Here is an 18,104-nt window from a genome sequence, read left to right as displayed (position 1 = left end):
ATTTTGAATATTAGTTTTTCTGTGCTATTTTTGCAGTCCGAAATAAAGTATAAAAGATTTAAAATATTATATAGCTAAGAGAAATGGCAAATCATAAATCGTCGATCAAAAGAATTAGAGCTAACGCTGCGAAGCGTTTAAGAAACCGTTACCAAGCGAAAACTACACGTAACGCAATCAAGAAATTACGTAACACTACTTCAGCAGAAGAAGCTAAAGAATTATTGCCACGCGTGGTATCTATGCTTGATCGTCTTGCTAAGAAGAATGTTATCCACAAGAAAAAAGCTTCTAACAACAAGTCTAAATTGACTAAATTCGTTAATAAACTAGCGTAAGTTTAGCTTTTTTATAAAATATTGTAGGGATGTTTTACAACATCCCTTTTCTTGTTTGTGGATTATTAGGATTCCATTCCCAAAAGTAAAAGCTTGGAGGGCAAGGGAAAAAATAAAAGGTTGGATAGTTTTCCTATCCAACCTTTCTTATTCAGTTTTATGAAGATTTATTTTTCCAAGATAGCCTTAACTACCTGATCTAATTTTTGTTTATCAGCTTTGTAAGCATCCAGGTCGTAAAGCTCTACTTTACGGAAATCAATAGGATGGGATTCACTTTGTAAGTAGATAAATCCATTATCCAAAAGTTTTCCTTGTTGATTTACCTTTGGGTCTACTGGGGAAGCACTGCCACCTCCAATTTGTGGTTTATTGTATTCCAATACCACTTTGCCGTCTAAAACGTGTTGAATAATGGAGTCTCCAAGAACTACGAATTCTGCGGTTACCCATTGGTCACCATGGTAAGTTTTAGAGGTAGAGCTCAGACAGTGCGGAGTAAACAATTTATCATTGATTACAACATTGGTTCCTGGCGTACAAAGATTGGAAGTTGTTCTTTCATCTTTTCCATTGCCACCTAACAATTGACCTTCAATTGAAATTGGGAAATCCTGGTCTTTCAACATTGTTTTAGGGTCTTGACCATGGAGCATTGCTCCACTATTGGCCCATGCCCAGCCTTCACCACCTTTGGTTTGTTCGCCTACAAACCGGTATTCTAGTTTTAATACATAATAACCAAATGGTTTATTATATGCGAGATGTCCATACTGTTGATTGAAATCGTCATACCCATCATAACGAACTTTCAAAAGCCCATCTTCTACTCTAAAAGTATTAGCATAGTTGTCGCCTACATCATGTAATCTAATTTTTGGAGTCCAATTTTTGATATCCTTGCCATTAAATAATTGAATAGGTTTAGGGGTTTTTACGGTTGTTTTGTGGTTGACTTGTGAGGTTGCTGAACAGGAAACTAATGTACCTACTAGCAAACCGGCGATAATGGTTTTAAGATTCATTTATTATGGGTTATAAAAGTAAATTTCTATTTTTTACATATTCACTAGGTCTTACACCGATTACCTTATTAAAGGTATTACTAAAGGTAGGTAAGCTATTATATCCCACTCGTAAAGCAACTTCGTTGACACTTAATTTGTCATCCAAAAGAAGTTTTAGGGAAGTTAGCATTCTTAAGATCGTGAAATATTGAATATAGGACATCGCAAGTTCTTTTTGGAATAAGCGAGCTAATGTTCTTTCGGAGATGTCAAAATGTTCAGCTAAGCTTTTGAAGCTAATATTTTCGGCTATATTTTGTTCGAGGTAACTAATGATCTGCTTAAGTTTATCATTTTTTGGATATGGCAAAGCCAAAGGTAATTCCGTTTGTGATAATTCAGGGAGGATTAATTTAAATGCTTTTGCAATGGAATACCGTGGCTCTTCTTCCGGAAATATATTGCCATTCCAGCGATTAGTAAACATGATGAGTTCGATTAGTAAATCGTTTACCGGGTAAATATTTACCTTATCGAAAAATTCAGTATCAGTTTCATATTTCGGGAAGTAAAGATTTCTCATGACAACTTCTGAACTACTCGGGTGAATGCTATGTTTTACATTTGCCGGAATCCAGATATAATGTCTAGCAGGTAGGAAATATGATTTTTCCGCAGTTTTTAAAAATACGACTCCACCTTCAGTATAAAGGAATTGACCTTTTTTGTGTGAGTGCTCAGTAACCGAATCTCCCATTACTGCATGATGACAATAGATACTATTATCGTAAGTATCTACTTCGGTCATATAATATTTATCAATATATTCCTTTTGCATTAAAAACTAGGGATTAATGAGCTATAAATTTCTTGTTTTTATTTGAGAAAACCAAAATCAGGGCATATTAGGGGCAATTGTTTTGGCAGTAAGAAGGAAGGGGAAAACAAAATTTCAAAAAATATGAGGACATCTTTTGAATATTAGGGGTTTTCCCATAAATTAACAGTATCTAAAACATCCTATGGCTATTTTATTTTCCAGTTGAAATTTTAGCGCTTGTGAAAGGGTATGTAAGTAACTGCTTACTTTTAATTTTTATTAAAAAAGTAAGTGGCTATAATGGATAATTTTATAAATAAAATATTGATTAATATTGCCTCACTCTTTTGAGGAGTACATAAATGAATTGATATGTTGGATAGAATACGTCTAGAAAGACTTAAAGAAAAAGTGACTACCGCCGAGGAAGCCGTTAAATTAATTGAAGACGGTATGGTTGTCGGCTCCAGTGGATTTACGAAAGCTGGAGATAGTAAGGTAATCTTACCAGCTTTAGCAGAGCGTGCGAAGAAAGAAAACATAAAAATCACCTTAATGACAGGAGCCTCCTTAGGTCATGGTACCGATGGGAAATTAGCTGAGGCAGGAGCTTTGAAGAAGCGTATGCCATTTCAGGTAGATCCAGTCTTAAGAAGCAAGATCAATAGTGGCGAAGTACTTTTTATAGACCAACATCTAAGTGAAAGTGCCGAGCTTCTACATAATAAGAATTTACCAGATGTAGATATCGCTATCTTGGAAGTGGCCTATATCGATAGAGATGGCAGTATTGTACCAACCACATCGGTTGGTAATTCAGTAACCTTTGCCTCCTTAGCCAAAAAAGTCATTTTGGAGGTAAATACATCCATTCATGAGAATGTTTATGGGATCCATGATATCTATCAAGCGGAGGATTATCCCCATAGGAATGTTATTCCGATTGTTGCGCCCTGGAATAAAATAGGTCGGAAATCGATTCCGTTGAATCCGGATAAGGTTGCAGCCATTGTCTTTACGAGTGAGTTGGACTCTCCGGCGGATATTGCTCCACCAGATGAAAAAACAACCAATATAGCGAAGCATATATTAGAATTTTTTGAAGAAGAGGTGAATTTAGGCCACCTGACTGATCGTTTATTACCGATTCAGGCGGGGATTGGAAAAGTAGCCAATGCGGTATTGACTGGGTTTTTACATAGTAATTTCTATGATTTAACCATGTTTTCGGAGGTACTGCAAGATTCAGCATTTGATTTAATGGATGCAGGAAAATTAAGCTTTGCTTCGGCATCATCGGTTACAGTTTCCAAAGAATGTTATAGCCGTGTGTTTGATAACCTTCAAAAATATCGGGATAAATTTGTCCTTCGCCCACAAAATATTTCCAATACCCCGGGATTAATTCGTCGATTAGGAATCATTGCGATCAATACAGCAATTGAGTTTGATATTTATGGCAATGTGAATTCTACGCATCTAGGGGGTACAAAGATTATGAATGGAATAGGAGGTTCAGGCGATTTTGCAAGGAATGCTTACCTAAGTATTTTTGTTACCCAAGCGGCTTCTAAAGACAATAAGATATCCCATATTTTACCAATGGTATCCCATACAGATCATACGGAGCATGATGTGGATATCTTAGTAACAGATATAGGATTAGCGGACTTGCGAGGATTAGCACCTAGAGAGCGTGCTCAAAAAATAATTGATAACTGTGTTCATCCAGATTATAAAGAAGAATTACAATCCTATTTTGATCGCGCTTGTGAACGAGGAGGGCATACCCCACATTTATTGGAAGAAGCCTTTAGCTGGCATATCCGATTCAATGAGACTGGCAGCATGAAAAAATAATTTTAAACTCAGGTTTTATTTATTGCAAAAAGCTTAGGAAGATTTTCCTAAGCTTTTTTTATCCATTAAAAATGGACTAATGGAAACTAAATTCGAGAATTATCTATTTCTTCCAGGTAAGTAAATTTGGAAACCAACTGACAAACCTAGACCATTCTGAGTTCCAGAAGCATTAATATTGGCTTTGGAATAATTATATCCTGCCATTACTTCCAATGCTACAGTTTGGGTAATAAAGTGCGCGTATCCTACGTTTGCACCTAAGTTTAATGAAACATTATCACCTGCGGAGCTACCTCCGATACCTACATCCCCTTGACCAAAGAAACGTCCTGTTGCACTTGCGCCACCCGGGAAGTAATACCTTACGAAAGGAGAAATTCCATATCCCCAAACATTTGGATTGTCATCTTTTCCAGAGGTAAATCCCAGATTAGCTTGAGCACCAACCGCTATTCCGTCCGAAATAAAGTAACCTGCTCTAGGGTTTAACTGAATGTTGAATGACTCTCCTTCAAAGCTATAACCTAAGCTACCTACAGAACCACCAATCATCCAGTTTCCTTGTTTAATTGGAGCCATACCAACATCAGCTGATGATTGTGGTACGGTTTTCACTTCTACCTGTGCTGAGCTATAAGTTAAGCAGCCAACTGATAAGGCTAATGTTAGTAGTAAATTTTTCATAATAATTTTATTTTCTTTTTAATTATTCAACAATATGCGATTAATAATGTTTTCGTTCAGATAAAAAAATATCTGTTGTGGATGATTACTGACATAAAAAGCGCCCTGAAAATCGAATCCTTCAGGGCGCAAATAAATATTATATTACCAAATTATCAATTGATAAAAGGGGATTCTATATTTCTCTTTTTTATGTAGAAATCCAAGGCTTTCCATGCTTCAAAAGGTCTGTCTGTAGAAAGTACATCAGCCCCTCTAACAATAAAATCAGCATACATTTGATAACCCGATTTTTCTGCAGATCGGTCTAAGTTTCCGATAGTTCCTAAAATGGATTTAATGCCGTGTTGTCTAAGCAAGCTATACAAGGTTGAGTCAGGTTCGGAAGTGCCGACAAAAGCGATTAAGCGGGTATCTGGGATGCTAAGTTCACTTAGGCGAGTTAGGTCATCTCTGTTTTTGATCGTAGCAGAAATCATTATATCCGGAGCTAGACGGTTGACTACTTCTGCTTGATTGGCCGAATAAGTAATAATAATACTGTTGGCTTCCGATTTAGTTTTGCGAATCAATTCAATAACCTTTTCATAAGGAACTGATTTTTTAACATCCAAAGTGTAGATAACACGACCTATTCCCCAATTTAGGGCATCTTCCAAAGTTGGGATGCGGAAATTTGTCAGATTTCCATTGTTATCCTTTAACTGTAGTTGGCTCAGTTCTTCATATGTTTTCTTCGACAATTTACCTTTTCCATTCGTGGTACGGTCTAGAGTTTCATCATGCATCAATACCAATACTGAATCTTTGGACATACTGATATCACATTCGATGATGGCCGGCATTTTATTGGCGACTTCAGCAAAAGTTGGGATAGCATTTTCTGGAAAACCATCAGAAGGTCCACCGCGATGTGCACTAACCAAAGGGTAGGAGTTTTCATTGTAGGTCAGGAAATGATAGAGATCATCGACTGTTCTCAGATTAAATACTTGGTCAACATGCGGCATGTTGTTCACATTTGCAGAACTGTTTGTCCTGAAACAAGATGTTGACAGCAAGGCAATAAAAATACTAAATGAGATGAATGAGAAAATCCTATTGCTCATATAATTCAATATTTGCTTTTACAAGTGAAACTAACTCTTCTAAGTTTGTATTTAACTGGTCAACTAATATATGGGCACGATCATAGAATGGTGCTCTTTCTTCCAATTTACTTTCAATGAATTGAAGTAAATGATCTCCAGTCATTCCCTTTAATGCAGGTCTTTTATTGATGTCAGACTGGTTAAGTCTATTCCAAAGCGACTTTGGGCTATGTTTAAGATAGAGAACAATTCCATTATCCAGCAGCCAATCCATATTTTGGAAATAGCATGGAGTACCTCCGCCGGTAGAAATAATTCCGGATTTATTTTGTTGGGCGATCAAGACTTCTCTTTCCAATTCACGGAATTTTTCTTCACCATATTTTGAAAAGTATTCGGGAATGCTCATTCCGATTTGTTCGACGATTTCATGATCTAAATCCACAAATGGAACCTGCAAAGCATTAGCCAATTTTTTTCCCCAAGTGGTCTTACCACTTCCCATGAATCCAATCAGGAAAACTGGTTTTTGAATCATTCTACTTTATCTAGATATTTAGTTATTAACTCATGTTTGCTTGAAAAATTGTATTGGGACCATTTTTTTACCACTACACCATTCAACATCAACATTACCCCAGGGTTAGCACGGACCATACTTTTCAATGGAACAGCATCCACGTAGAATGTTTCCAATACTAAGTCCATTTGGTCATTGATATAATTAACTTCATCAGAAGAAGATGCAGTTGCTAGGATAGCTCTGATATTATAGTCGACGGATAGGTCTCTAATAGTGGAGTTAATTCGATCCAAGGCAGCAATGTCAAAAGGAGTCATCTTCTTTAAATCTGTGCTCACTACGATAAAATTATAATAAGGGTTATTGATAATTTCTTCAGTTCTATCCGTACCATCCATATCGCTGATGATCAAATCAGGGATTTTTACTTCATAACCTTTTTTGACCAATCTACTTTGAGGGTCACCAACGACCTCCCAGTTTTCATCTTCCCAAATTTTCTGCCCCATGTATTCCTTGTCTGTTACCTTTTTGGTTTCGTTGCTGGTTTTATTCTTTAATTCATAAATATGTTCAAAGACATCAGGTTCGGCACCTTCAGGTACTTTCATAAGTTCAGGAAGGTTATTTCCTTCTTTATAAGGCAAGAAGTCAATAAAAGGCAGAAAGTAATAGGTATAGATTCCTATTCCAAAAGAGGCTAGGATAATTAATGCAGTAAGCAGGTTTCTAGTGAATAAACTTCGGATGAATGGTCGGATTTTGTTCCTTTTTATGAAGATATATACGATCAGTAATAATAGGACCAAATCTTTAAAAAAGGATTGCCAAGGGGTTAATGGAATGGCATCACCAAAACATCCACAAGATTTAACGACTTCGAAAAAAGCGGAATAGAAGGTTAAGAAGGTAAAGAAAATAATGAGCAACAAAAGTCCCCAAGCGACTTTCTTACCAGCAACACCGAGTATCAATAATCCGCCAAGGATAATTTCCAAGGCGCATAAAAATATGGCTATCCATGTAGCATAATCATTTAGAAAGCCCAGGTTCAACACATGGAAATATTCCTGCAGTTTATAACCAAAGCCCATAGGGTCATTGGCCTTTATTAATCCTGAGAAAATAAATAATAGACCGACCAGAATTCTAGCGATCCATAATAAAACATTAGATTCAGGTTGTTTTGATTGGGAATAGCTTTGTGTATAAGTCATATAGTTTTTATTTTGCCAGACCAAGTTTAATCAGGGCGAACACGGAATAGTTTAGCATATCTTGATAGTTCGCTTGTAATCCTTCAGAAACTAGGGTTTGACCGTCATTATCTTCGATTTGTTTTACACGATGCAATTTCATTAAAATTAAGTCAGTCATAGAAGAAACTCTCATATCTCTCCAAGCTTCGCCGTAGTCATGATTTTTGGCAAACATGAGGTCCCGGGTTTCATTTACTTTTTCAGTATATTTTTGTTCTACGATGTTAGGGTCCAAGTTTTCATTTAGCGTATTTCCAAATTCTAATTGCATTAGCGCAATTACACAGTAATTAATAATACCAATAAATTCCTCGGCTACACCTTCACCGACCTTAGATTCTTTCTTTTCCTCCAGCGAACGGATACGAGCAGCTTTGATATAGATTTGATCGGTCAAAGAACTTAATCGTAAAATTCGCCAAGCGGTACCATAGTCTTTGGTTTTTTTAATAAATAATTCCTGGCAGATGCTGATTATACGATTGTATTCTGTATTTGTATCCATAAATAAATTGTTCATTATAGTATGAGTCTCACAAATATAGCTAGAATATCATTAACCTTAGAGTCACATTGATGTCCAATTTCGTCGATAAACAATAATTATTAGTGTATTCAGTTAACTTTGATGTCAAGATAATTCAGGGTTTAGGAGTCTAAGATGCCTCTTCGGGATTCGTTCAATTTTTTAGAATTGCGATGAACTGTTGGTAAATGCTAATGTATTAGATGTTTTAAGTGGAATTATTGCATGAAAAAAAATGGAATTGTTAACTTTAAAATTGCATGAATGCGGTTTCCTTTTATGGGGAATTTCAAGTAGTTGGATAATTATTGCGCTATCTGAAATTAGTTTTTAAAGATAAAGGGAACTGAATTTAGGGTTTATTGAAATATTAAATAGAATGAATGATGGAATTAAAACGTCCGGAAATTAGAGAGGTAAATATTATCCGATATATACAGCCATTTCGCGAGGGAGGTTCACTACCTGGATTGGTAGATGCGGATGATGGTTTTAGTTATGTCATTAAATTTCGTGGTGCTGGACAAGGGAAGAAGGCCTTGGTTGCAGAGTTTATAGGAGGGGAGTTGGCGAGATTTTTAGGATTGCGTGTTCCGGAAATGGTTTATGCGAATTTAGATGAAGGATTTGGCAGGACTGAGCCCGATGAGGAAATTCAGGATTTATTGAAATTTTCTGTGGGAAAGAATCTTGGAGTGAGTTATTTGAATGGAGCCATCACATTTGATGCGAATGTGGATGAGATTTCTTCGGAGGAGGCTTCGAAAATTGTTTGGTTGGATGCTTTATTAATGAATGTAGATCGTACTGTGAAGAACACCAATATGTTGATCTGGCATAAGGAATTATGGTTGATCGATCATGGTGCCGCGCTTTACTTTCATCATAATTGGGATAACTGGGAAGATACCGTTGGAAAGCCATTTGTGCAGATCAAAGATCATGTTTTGCTTTCAAAAGCAAAACATGTTGTTGAAGTGGATCAGGAATATAAAGGTCTGTTCAGTAAGGAAAATATCAGAAAAATATTGGAGGTAATTCCCGATGAATGGTTAATTGATGAGGTTCGTAATCTTAGTGCAGATCAAGTTAGGGAGGTATATGTGGAGTTTATTGCAAGAAGAGCGGCCCATTCAGAAATTTTTGTAAATCAGATTCAACATGCAGGATAGGACTTTATATGAATATGCCGTAGTTCGGTTGGTACCTCGAGTTGAGCGTGAAGAATTTGTCAATGTCGGAGTTCTATTATATTGTCGAAAGCAGCGATATGCAGATATACTATTTGAATTGGATGAAGAACGATGTTGTCTGTTGTCGAAGGATATTGATTTCGATCAGATTCGTGCTCATTTAGAATCGATGAAGCAAGTATGTTTGGGGAGTAAAGCAGGAGGAGCCTTGGCTCAATTGGATCAAACCGAACGATTCAGATGGTTGACCGCAAAGCGGAGTACGATGATTCAATGTTCAGCAGTACACCCTGGATTGTGTATTGATGCAGCAGAAACGCATCAGGAATTATTTAAAAAATTAGTACAGTAAAATAAAAAACTCAACCTAACCATGATCATGGATGATTTTTATCAACATATATATGAGAAACAACAGGCTGTTCAAGATATGCCAAGCAATAAGGCGATTGCCCAATGGGCAGTAGAGCTTTTGCATTTGTTGTTTCCAGAGCGCAATTCAAAACCTTTTAATACTGTTCAAGAGATTGAAGCAGCTTTCAAACAAGCAGAAGCTGATTTGTATTTGTTGTTGTTTAAGACAAAAGCTTGTTCAAGTTGCAATATTAAAAAGATTAGTGAGAAGTTCTTTATTAACCTTCCTTCGATTTATGAACGAATGTTGACCGATGCGGAGGCCATATTGGAAGGCGATCCAGCTGCACAGAGTTTGAATGAGGTCATAAGGACCTATCCTGGTTTTTTGGCTATCAGTATCTATCGATTAGCAAATGAGCTTTGGATTCAAGGGATTCCATTAATTCCACGGATATTGACCGAGTATGCACATTCTAAAACAGGAATAGATATTCATCCGGGGGCATTTATTGATGAATACCTTCATATTGACCATGGAACGGGTATCGTTATCGGCGAGACCTGTAGGATAGGTAAGCATGTGAAATTATATCAAGGAGTAACTTTAGGCGCATTAAGTGTTGAGAAAAACATGGCCAATACACAAAGACATCCTATTATTGAAGATCATGTTATTATTTATGCAGGTGCAACCATCCTGGGGGGAGAAACTATCGTTGGTCACCATTCCGTAATTGGAGGAAATGTTTGGTTAACTAATAGTGTAGATCCCTACACCACAGTTTACCATCAGCCTAATTCTAAATTTATTGACTCAAAACCTATTCTATAATGGCAACTATCATTGATTTAATTGGAAATACACCTATGGTTGAAATCAAGGGATTTCATAATAACCCCAAGGTAAAAATATATGCGAAATTAGAAGGGAATAACCCTGGTGGTTCGGTAAAAGACAGAGCCGCATTAAATATGATCCGTTCAGCCATGGAACGGGGAGAGATCAACAAAGACAGCAAGTTGATAGAGGCTACCAGCGGAAATACAGGAATAGCCTTGGCAATGATTGCGAGCATGTTTGGTCTGGAAATCGAACTGGTTATGCCTTCAACTTCCACAAGAGAAAGGACATTGACGATGGAAGCCTTTGGGGGAAAAGTGACCTTGTTGGAAAACATGGAAGTTAGTCGGGATTATGCCGAGGAAAAAGCAGCAACTGGCGAATATTTTATTTTGAATCAATTTTCAAATCCGGATAACTACGAGGCACATGTGAAAACTACGGGTCCTGAGATATGGAGAGATACGGAAGGAAAGATTACCCATTTTGTGAGTGCTATGGGTACAACCGGTACAATCATGGGTTGTTCAATTTTCCTAAAGGGTCAAAACCCAGATGTTCAGATTGTAGGTTGTCAACCTAATGATGAATCTTCAATTCCTGGGATTCGGAAATGGCCAAAGGAGTATTTACCAAAGATATTTGATGCTTCACGTGTAGATCGTGTTATTGAAATAGACCAGAAGGATGCGGTACAGAGGGCAAGGGAATTAGCGAAAAAAGAAGGGGTTTTTGGGGGGATGAGTTCAGGGGGAGCCTTCCATGCAGCCTTGAAAGTTGCAAATGAGCTTGAAGAAGGCGTGATTGTGTTTATTGTTTGTGATCGCGGAGATCGATATCTGAGTTCGGATCTTTTTGGATAAGAAATAAAAAAGCGGGTTATTTTTAAAAATAACCCGCTTTTTTAAAAATATTTATTTATTGTCTCTCGACCAGATTTCATGAATTGGATCCCCCTTAGAACTAAGACCACTATGATGCCAAGCGCCATCTTTGATTTCTCCATCGAAGGATAGAGAGGCTCCAACGCGGCTATTATCTCTTGAAAAGAATAGGATATTCTCTGTATACTTTTTCCCTTTAAAAGAATAAGTGCCTCCACCAGTTCCGTAAAATCCTTTTTCAGCTGGATTAATGGCTATCCATTGGAAATATCCATCGACTAAAATTTTGATGGTTTTCCGATCTCCACGAGGAATGGTAGACATCTTTTCTTTTTCCATTCTTCCGGTAATTCTCCATAAACCGTCAAGGTCTTGTTTTTTGGCTTTTTGTTTCTGAAAGGTAAGATTGCCCATGCTAATATTTTGGGCATTCAATTGGGCTTCCGTATTCTTTTCTGTTCCCACCTCAGCCGGATTGGCATCATTGTATTCCACCTTTACTTGTATTCCATTGGCATCAGTGCTAAAAGGTCCACCCCAAGTAGAAATGTATTTATTATCCTCATATTGAATATAAGAGCTATAGCCATCCACGAATAGCCATAAATGATTGATATTTCCATCTTTTGCGAGGTATGCTCCATGTAGGGGCTGCTTGGGTTGGGCAATGACTGCAAAGCCCATCAGCAGAATGGCAAAACTTAAAATTAGTCTTTTCATGTTGTGATTCTGTTGGTTAATCCTAAATATAAATAAAACCATTTAAAGGCAAAACTGTTTTTCCAAGGTTGCGGCAATTGTCATAAGGGGGTAGGAATCCCTATTAGAGTTTAAGAATACGGGTTAAAGATTTATTTTTACGCCAAATTAAAATTTTACAGAATTGCAATTAAATCACAGGACACTATTTCTTTTGATGTGGGTTTTTCTTTTATCCATTATCAATTCATTTGGACAGGTTGAAAAGGAGGTTGTTAGAGATACCATTAAGTTTCGGAATGACAGTTTATCCGTTCTTACGGAATCTCCTGATTTTATTAAAGATACCCTGAAATGGGATCTGAATCCAAAAAGAGAAAAGAAGTTTTGGCGAGCAGGAACGCAATGGTTTCTGGCGCAGGCTTTACCTGCCTCCTTTAATAGATTCATCACCAAAGACCCTTATTCATACATAAGCTTTCAGAACTTCTTGGACCATCAACGTTTTAGTGCCTGGGATTGGGATGATAACCAATTTACGACGAATCAGATTGATCACCCATTTCATGGACAGATATATTTCAATGCATTTCGGAGTAATGGATATAACTTTTATCAATCCAGTTTGGCGACGGTAGCAGGAAGCTATATATGGGAGACCGCCGGAGAAACACAACATCCATCGATCAATGATTTGGTGAATACTACCTTTGGGGGGATTTTGATGGGGGAGATGATGCATCGGGTTTCAAGAAATATCTTGGCTAGAAATCGTACGGATCATAACCGGATTGGGAATGAAATTGTGGCTACACTAGTGAATCCAATCAATGGGTTGAATCGATTATTGGATGGGAAGTGGGGAAAGCCGATTGATGATTATTATGGAGCGGATTCATCAAATATTAAAGCGGAGGTTGATTTGGGAATACGAAGGTTTGATGCCAAGGAAGGAGACTTTCTAAATGAAGGGAAAAATGCTTTTTATGGACGATTACGGTTTATCTATAGCAATGGTGAGCATAATTATAAAAGACCATTTGATCAATTCTCGGTCAACCTTGAATTGGGAAATGGGGATAGCTCCTTTATCAATGGGGTGCATGTTCATGCTCTTTTATATGGGGCTAAATTCTTCAAGTCTAAAAAAGGGGATCACTATGGTACCCTGAATGCCCATTATGACTTTTATAATAACGATGCTTTTTTCTATGGTGGGCAGAGCTTGAATTACAATTGGTTGTCTGAGTTCCGGTATAAAAAAGGGAATCGGTTAAATTTAACTGTTGGTGCTGGAGCGGTGATATTGGCTGCGGTACCAGATCCATATTTGTTGTATGGCGCTAGTAGGAACTATAATTATGGCCCAGGTGCATCGTATAGATTTCGTGGGGATTTGATGCTTTTAGATCGATTTATTTTAAGTGCCGATTATAATGGAGGGGTGTTTTTTACTATTTCAGGTACAGATTCATATTATGTTTTGCATGGCTTGAATGTGGAAGCCAGCCTGCGTTTATATAAGCGTTGGTCCATCAATTTGAGTTCAGGATATTTCAATCTTCAGGGGCATTTTTATGATCAGCAATACCCAGATTTCAATAGAGAATACCCTTATGGACGATTGTCGGTGGGTTATAATATTTTCTTTTAGATGAATAAATAATAGTTAAAAAAATTCACAAACAACTATTTTTTTGTTATGAATATTGATTTAATAGTAATATTTTTGCGCTAAAATCAATATCTGTATGAGTAAACAATTACTTAACACTTTAAAAAGAATTGCGGTCTTATTATGTCTAATTCTAAGCAATTCTGTCAATATTTTTGCTCAAGAGCAAGATTCCGTTATTTCCGAAATAACTGAGTTTGAGGGAGACTTTGTCACTCCCACGATGAGCTTGAATTTATCGATTTTGGCACCCTTTTTACACTTTCAATATGAAACACCGTTAGGTCCAAAAACGGTACTAGATGCCAAAGTCGGAATGTTGGCTGGATTTGAATTTGGAAAAGGATCAATTACAATTGATATTAATGAAAATTATCAAAGTGATAGAAATTCATTTCTTCTTGCACCATTAGTATCCGTTGGGGTGAAGCATTTTTATAATATTGAAAAAAGGTATGCAAAAGGAAGAGATATTAGCAATAATGGGGCTAATTATTTTGGTGGAAGGCTTTATGGTTTTTTGCATGGTTGGGAAAGTGAAAGTGTCAACATAAATGGTGTTGTGAGTAAATCGTCAAGATTTAATAATGATGGTGGAGTAGCTTTGGTTGGACTGTGGGGAATGAATAGGCATTTAGGAAGGAATTTCAATTTTAACTTGGAGTTAGGTCCAAGTGTAATTTATGCTTCTAATTCAGGATTATCTCCTTCATTTTGGCTGACAGTAGGATTTTCAAAAACATTTTGACGATTTATGCTGACTAACTCCTTAAATTTTAAGGAGTTTTATTATTCTATATGAGAACTTCTTTATTAATTAACCTGCTTTTTCTACTTGGTTTATCCTTCATTCAAGCGCAAGAAGTTAATTCCAGTGTGATAGACTCTAGCAAATCTTTTGTGGTTGAAAATCATAGCATCCGAGCGAATATCGTAAAGCCTATGTTAGCTTATCAATTTGAAAGGCCCATTTTCTTAAATGGAGTCTTTGAATTACAGGCTGGACTTACCATGGGGGGATTAAGCCGGTTTCATGCTCTTCCTATCGGTGATAAGGACCGTTGGAATCAATATCATAAAACAAGCGTTTTGATGCCAACATGGTCCCTTGCTGTAAAAAAATATTACGGATTCAAGGTTCGCTCGAGGGATGGTTTGTCGATTAAGCGTAATTCAGCAAATTTCATTGCACTACGCTATTTAGGCTTAATGTCTGGTTGGACATTTGATGTTAGACAAGGAGACTATATAGCCAAAGAAAAGACCTATTTTGATAAAGGAATTGCGACAGGATTTGCTGCTACTTGGGGAATCAATCGGGATATAGGTAAGGAATTTAGTTTCAATTATGAAATGGGACCTATAAGTATGAAAGCTCCTGAAGGGAATTGGGGGTTAGGGCTCTATATAAAAGTTGGATTTTCAAAAAACTTGTAATTAAAAAAGGTTAACGAAGTATTCCGTTAACCTTTTTTAATTTTATAACTAATTCTTGTAATGCTTATTTATCAAGCTTTTCGAATTTGTCGAAGTCAATCTTTTTAGATTTGATTTTCACAGAATCTTTCAATTGATCGAAAACTTTTAAAGCTTTCACTTCTTCGAACAAACGGTTAGCTTGTTCTCTGTCGCCTAATAATTGCATTGCAAATTGTTGCAATTGCTCATCAGTAGGTTCTTCATTGATGTTGTACATTTTGATTTGCGCGTAGATACGTTCTTTTGCTAAATCAACTACTTCATCATATTTAACTTCTAAGTTGTTTGCTGTTACGATACGGTTTTCGATGATCGTCCATTTCAAGTTGTTCAAGAAATCTTCGAAACCTTCTTCGATTTCAGTAGCATCCAAATTAGGGTTAGTTGCTTTTAACCATTTTTTCAAGAAATCCTCAGGGAATTTAGCATCAACTTTATCCATACCGAAAGTATACATATCGTTGCGTAATTTTTGAGCAGAGTTTTGTTTGAATAAGTTTTCAACTTCTTCTCTCACTTTTTCATTGAATTGTTCTTCTGTAGTAACTTCACCAGCAGGGAACAATTTATCGAAAAACTCTTGGTTCAAGTCAGACTCTTCTAATCTATTGATGTTTTTAACAGTCAATTCGAATTTAGTAACGTCTAAGTTTTCAGCTTCATCTTCAGTGATACCTAGAATACGAGCAAGGTCAGCGGTATTAAATGCTTTTTTAACATCTACTTTTACAGCATCATCTTTTTTCAATCCTACCAATGCTTTTTTGATTTTAGCATCTTCAACGATATCCGTACGGATAGAAGTTGTTTTTTCGATACCATCTTCTTTATCTTGTTTCAAAGTAGCGTAAAGTACGTCACCTTCTTCAGAAACTTCAGGATTAGTCATTTTACCATAGCTACGGCGAAGGTTTTTGATACGTTCAGCTAGGGTTGCATCATCTGCTTTAATATCGTATTCCGTGAATTCAGTTTCAGCAGAGAAAGGGATTTCGAATTGAGGGGCAAGGCCGATCTCATAATCGAATTTGAAAGTATCTTTAAAGTCCCAGTTGTATTGTCCGTCTTTATCCTCTTCTTTAGGAAGGGGTTGACCTAATACTTCTAGTTTTTGCTCACCGATGTATTCAGCAATTTTATCATTGATAATTTTGTTGATTTCATCAAATAAGATTGCTTTACCATACATACGTTTAATATGTGCGGTAGGTACCATTCCTGGGCGGAAACCTGGTAATTTAGCTTGTTTTGCTTGGTCTTTAATTGCTTTATCAACCTGTGGATTATAGTCCTCAGGCGCTATTTCCACTTGGATATTAGCGTTGATGTCATCAATGTTTTGGTGTGAAATATTCATACTCTTTTTTTAGCTTTTCGCAATTAATAAAAAAAGTCCTCCTGATTTTTCGTTTTCAGGAGGACATCAAGTGCGGAAGAAGGGACTCGAACCCCCACGCCTCGCGGCGCCAGATCCTAAGTCTGGTGCGGCTACCAATTACGCCACTTCCGCAGTTAGGATTTTATTGAGCCACAAAGATAGAAACCAAACCTATATATGTCAAGTGTTTTCTTTTAATTTTTAATACTTTTTATGTAACTGTTTGTTTTTTAACTGCCTAATTTTTTAAATAAGCTAATTGAGGGGACTTTAAATGGGGATTTGGGGCTGATATTGGTCAAAATGGAAGGATTTTGAGCTGGGTTAGGTTTATTTTTCAGGAAAGAATTATTACTACAACGTGTAAAAATGTACTTATTAATTTGGTTATTATCGGGGATGGAGGGTATTTGGAGAATAATTAGGTTAGAATAAGGACCATTGAGGAGAAAAAAAATAAAAAAAATATTTGTTTGGATACTTTTTTCTTCTTTACTTTGAAACACAAAGTACTTTTATGGAGCAGAAAGATATCTTAAAGGAAATAGGTCAAATCCGTTCGATGATGGAGAAATCATCGAAGTTTATGTCTATTAGTGGACTATCGGGAGTTTTGATAGGTTGTTTAGCCTTATTGGGTTCAGTTGCCGCTTGTTTTGTCGTATATGGGACTAAGAGTGAATTTGGCTACCGTGATTACTACGTTCTGGATGAGGCCATATTATGGAAATTAATCATCATTGCATTTTTGGTTTTGTTTATTTCAATTGCGGTAGGAGTGAGCATGGCTAAGTCCAAGGCTAAGAAATCAGGGCAAAGTATCTGGAATCCAACAAGCAAAGCCTTATTAAAGGCAATGGCTATTCCGTTGGTTACTGGAGGATTATTTTCCATTATATTACTTAGCAAGGGAATTTTTGGATTAATCGCCTCTACCTTACTGATTTTTTATGGATTGTCATTAGCGGCAGCGAGTGTTTTTACCTTTCGAGAAGTAAGGGTACTTGGGATTTTGGAAATTGTATTAGGCTTGTTAGCTTTGGCCTTCCCTGGATATGGCGTTGTTTTTTGGGCATTAGGCTTTGGCGTACTACATATCATTTACGGGTTAATTGTCCATAAAAAGTACGAAAGAAAGTGAGTTTGGATTTAACATTATATGATAAGGTTTTTGAAAATCGGGTAAGGCTTCAGATCATGAGTATCTTGATGGCCAACGAGTCCTATGATTTCAATTCATTGAAGGAATTGTTGGAAGTTACAGATGGTAATCTAGCCTCAAATTTAAAGAATCTTGAAAAGGAGGGCTATATTTTGGTCACGAAGACCTTTATAGATCGAAAACCGAATACAAGTTATAGTAAAACAGATGTAGGCGCTAAAGCATTTGAAAATCATATCATTGCCTTGGAAAGTTTAATCAAGCAACAGTATAAATAATATTTTTTTTGCGCCTCCACTTTGAAACACAAAGTACTTTATGGATA

Annotated in this window: 20 protein-coding genes and 1 tRNA gene; 11 read left to right on the top strand and 10 right to left on the bottom strand. The window is 36.7% G+C overall.

Annotated features, from left to right (window positions below; all coding sequences use genetic code 11):
• The first annotated feature begins 83 nt into the window (after positions 1-83).
• Positions 84-338 carry a 30S ribosomal protein S20 gene (gene rpsT, locus PZ892_RS13800; protein ID WP_093098462.1) on the top strand — a complete coding sequence of 85 codons (255 nt, stop codon included), beginning with the start codon at positions 84-86 and terminating at the stop codon, positions 336-338.
• Between the two features lie 167 nt (positions 339-505).
• Here the strand turns inward: rpsT and PZ892_RS13795 are convergent, their stop codons facing one another.
• Together PZ892_RS13795 and PZ892_RS13790 are read right to left on the bottom strand one after the other, a co-directional pair.
• Complete coding sequence (locus PZ892_RS13795) at positions 506-1,363, bottom strand: DUF1080 domain-containing protein (RefSeq protein WP_094256239.1); 858 nt, start codon at positions 1,361-1,363, stop codon at positions 506-508.
• 10 nt (positions 1,364-1,373) lie between these two features.
• On the bottom strand, positions 1,374-2,183 hold the full coding sequence (locus PZ892_RS13790) for an AraC family transcriptional regulator (protein ID WP_094256238.1): 810 nt from the start codon (positions 2,181-2,183) through the stop codon (positions 1,374-1,376).
• 354 nt (positions 2,184-2,537) lie between these two features.
• Between PZ892_RS13790 and PZ892_RS13785 the strand changes: the two genes are divergently transcribed.
• Entirely contained in the window at positions 2,538-4,025 is a 1,488-nt protein-coding gene (locus PZ892_RS13785) for a succinate CoA transferase (protein ID WP_094256237.1), read from the top strand.
• A gap of 99 nt (positions 4,026-4,124) precedes the next feature.
• On the opposite strand, the gene PZ892_RS13780 is transcribed toward PZ892_RS13785, so the two are convergent.
• The 5 genes from PZ892_RS13780 to PZ892_RS13760 form a co-directional block, all read right to left on the bottom strand.
• Positions 4,125-4,712: a hypothetical protein gene (locus tag PZ892_RS13780; protein ID WP_094256236.1), complete on the bottom strand. Its 588-nt coding sequence runs from the start codon at positions 4,710-4,712 to the stop codon at positions 4,125-4,127.
• Positions 4,713-4,867: 155 nt separating this feature from the next.
• Positions 4,868-5,821, bottom strand: coding sequence for a glycerophosphodiester phosphodiesterase family protein (locus tag PZ892_RS13775; RefSeq protein WP_094256235.1), 954 nt, complete (start codon positions 5,819-5,821; stop codon positions 4,868-4,870).
• Positions 5,811-6,341, bottom strand: a complete 531-nt coding sequence (locus PZ892_RS13770) for a shikimate kinase (protein WP_220476827.1) — start codon at positions 6,339-6,341, stop codon at positions 5,811-5,813. The genes PZ892_RS13775 and PZ892_RS13770 overlap by 11 nt, the downstream gene beginning before the upstream one ends.
• A complete protein-coding gene (locus PZ892_RS13765) occupies positions 6,338-7,543 on the bottom strand; it encodes a BT_3928 family protein (RefSeq protein ID WP_277711441.1) in 1,206 nt (401 codons plus the stop codon). The genes PZ892_RS13770 and PZ892_RS13765 overlap by 4 nt, the downstream gene beginning before the upstream one ends.
• Before the next feature lie 7 nt (positions 7,544-7,550).
• Positions 7,551-8,090, bottom strand: a complete 540-nt coding sequence (locus PZ892_RS13760) for a DUF1599 domain-containing protein (RefSeq protein ID WP_094256286.1) — start codon at positions 8,088-8,090, stop codon at positions 7,551-7,553.
• Positions 8,091-8,497: 407 nt separating this feature from the next.
• Between PZ892_RS13760 and PZ892_RS13755 the strand changes: the two genes are divergently transcribed.
• The 4 genes from PZ892_RS13755 to cysM are packed head-to-tail and all read left to right on the top strand — an operon-like array spanning position 8,498 to position 11,365.
• Positions 8,498-9,283 carry a HipA family kinase gene (locus PZ892_RS13755; RefSeq protein WP_094256285.1) on the top strand — a complete coding sequence of 262 codons (786 nt, stop codon included), beginning with the start codon at positions 8,498-8,500 and terminating at the stop codon, positions 9,281-9,283.
• Positions 9,273-9,656: a DUF3037 domain-containing protein gene (locus PZ892_RS13750; protein WP_094256233.1), complete on the top strand. Its 384-nt coding sequence runs from the start codon at positions 9,273-9,275 to the stop codon at positions 9,654-9,656. Before PZ892_RS13755 ends, PZ892_RS13750 begins: the two co-directional genes overlap by 11 nt.
• 27 nt (positions 9,657-9,683) lie before the next feature.
• Complete coding sequence (locus PZ892_RS13745) at positions 9,684-10,493, top strand: serine O-acetyltransferase (protein ID WP_141202059.1); 810 nt, start codon at positions 9,684-9,686, stop codon at positions 10,491-10,493.
• A complete protein-coding gene (cysM, locus tag PZ892_RS13740) occupies positions 10,493-11,365 on the top strand; it encodes a cysteine synthase CysM (protein ID WP_182499651.1) in 873 nt (290 codons plus the stop codon). The genes PZ892_RS13745 and cysM overlap by 1 nt, the downstream gene beginning before the upstream one ends.
• A gap of 51 nt (positions 11,366-11,416) precedes the next feature.
• Here cysM and PZ892_RS13735 read toward each other — a convergent pair whose 3' ends face one another.
• Entirely contained in the window at positions 11,417-12,106 is a 690-nt protein-coding gene (locus PZ892_RS13735) for a hypothetical protein (RefSeq protein WP_094256230.1), read from the bottom strand.
• Between the two features lie 196 nt (positions 12,107-12,302).
• On the opposite strand from PZ892_RS13735, the gene PZ892_RS13730 reads away from it, so the two are divergent.
• The 3 genes from PZ892_RS13730 to PZ892_RS13720 all read left to right on the top strand — a co-directional run bounded on the left by PZ892_RS13730 (position 12,303) and on the right by PZ892_RS13720 (position 15,197).
• Positions 12,303-13,739, top strand: a complete 1,437-nt coding sequence (locus PZ892_RS13730; protein ID WP_094256229.1) for a DUF3943 domain-containing protein — start codon at positions 12,303-12,305, stop codon at positions 13,737-13,739.
• A 97-nt stretch (positions 13,740-13,836) separates the two neighbouring features.
• On the top strand, positions 13,837-14,508 hold the full coding sequence (locus PZ892_RS13725; protein ID WP_094279872.1) for a hypothetical protein: 672 nt from the start codon (positions 13,837-13,839) through the stop codon (positions 14,506-14,508).
• Between the two features lie 50 nt (positions 14,509-14,558).
• A complete protein-coding gene (locus tag PZ892_RS13720) occupies positions 14,559-15,197 on the top strand; it encodes a hypothetical protein (RefSeq protein WP_094256227.1) in 639 nt (212 codons plus the stop codon).
• A 64-nt stretch (positions 15,198-15,261) separates the two neighbouring features.
• Here the strand turns inward: PZ892_RS13720 and PZ892_RS13715 are convergent, their stop codons facing one another.
• Both PZ892_RS13715 and PZ892_RS13710 read right to left on the bottom strand, forming a co-directional pair.
• A complete protein-coding gene (locus PZ892_RS13715; RefSeq protein ID WP_094256226.1) occupies positions 15,262-16,596 on the bottom strand; it encodes a trigger factor in 1,335 nt (444 codons plus the stop codon).
• Between the two features lie 71 nt (positions 16,597-16,667).
• A tRNA-Leu gene (locus tag PZ892_RS13710) sits at positions 16,668-16,749 on the bottom strand.
• A gap of 385 nt (positions 16,750-17,134) precedes the next feature.
• Here PZ892_RS13710 and PZ892_RS13705 point away from each other — a divergent pair.
• Together PZ892_RS13705 and PZ892_RS13700 are read left to right on the top strand one after the other, a co-directional pair.
• Complete coding sequence (locus tag PZ892_RS13705) at positions 17,135-17,758, top strand: hypothetical protein (protein ID WP_094256224.1); 624 nt, start codon at positions 17,135-17,137, stop codon at positions 17,756-17,758.
• Positions 17,755-18,057 (top strand): transcriptional regulator, encoded by a 303-nt coding sequence (locus PZ892_RS13700; RefSeq protein ID WP_094256223.1) that lies wholly within the window; start codon positions 17,755-17,757, stop codon positions 18,055-18,057. The genes PZ892_RS13705 and PZ892_RS13700 overlap by 4 nt, the downstream gene beginning before the upstream one ends.
• Positions 18,058-18,104: the final 47 nt, after the last annotated feature.

The organism is Sphingobacterium sp. WM, from assembly GCF_029542465.1.
Classification (GTDB): Bacteria; Bacteroidota; Bacteroidia; order Sphingobacteriales; family Sphingobacteriaceae; genus Sphingobacterium; species Sphingobacterium cellulitidis.
The sequence above is the reverse complement of the archived record's forward strand: the minus strand, read 5'-3'. Positions and strand labels throughout refer to the sequence as shown.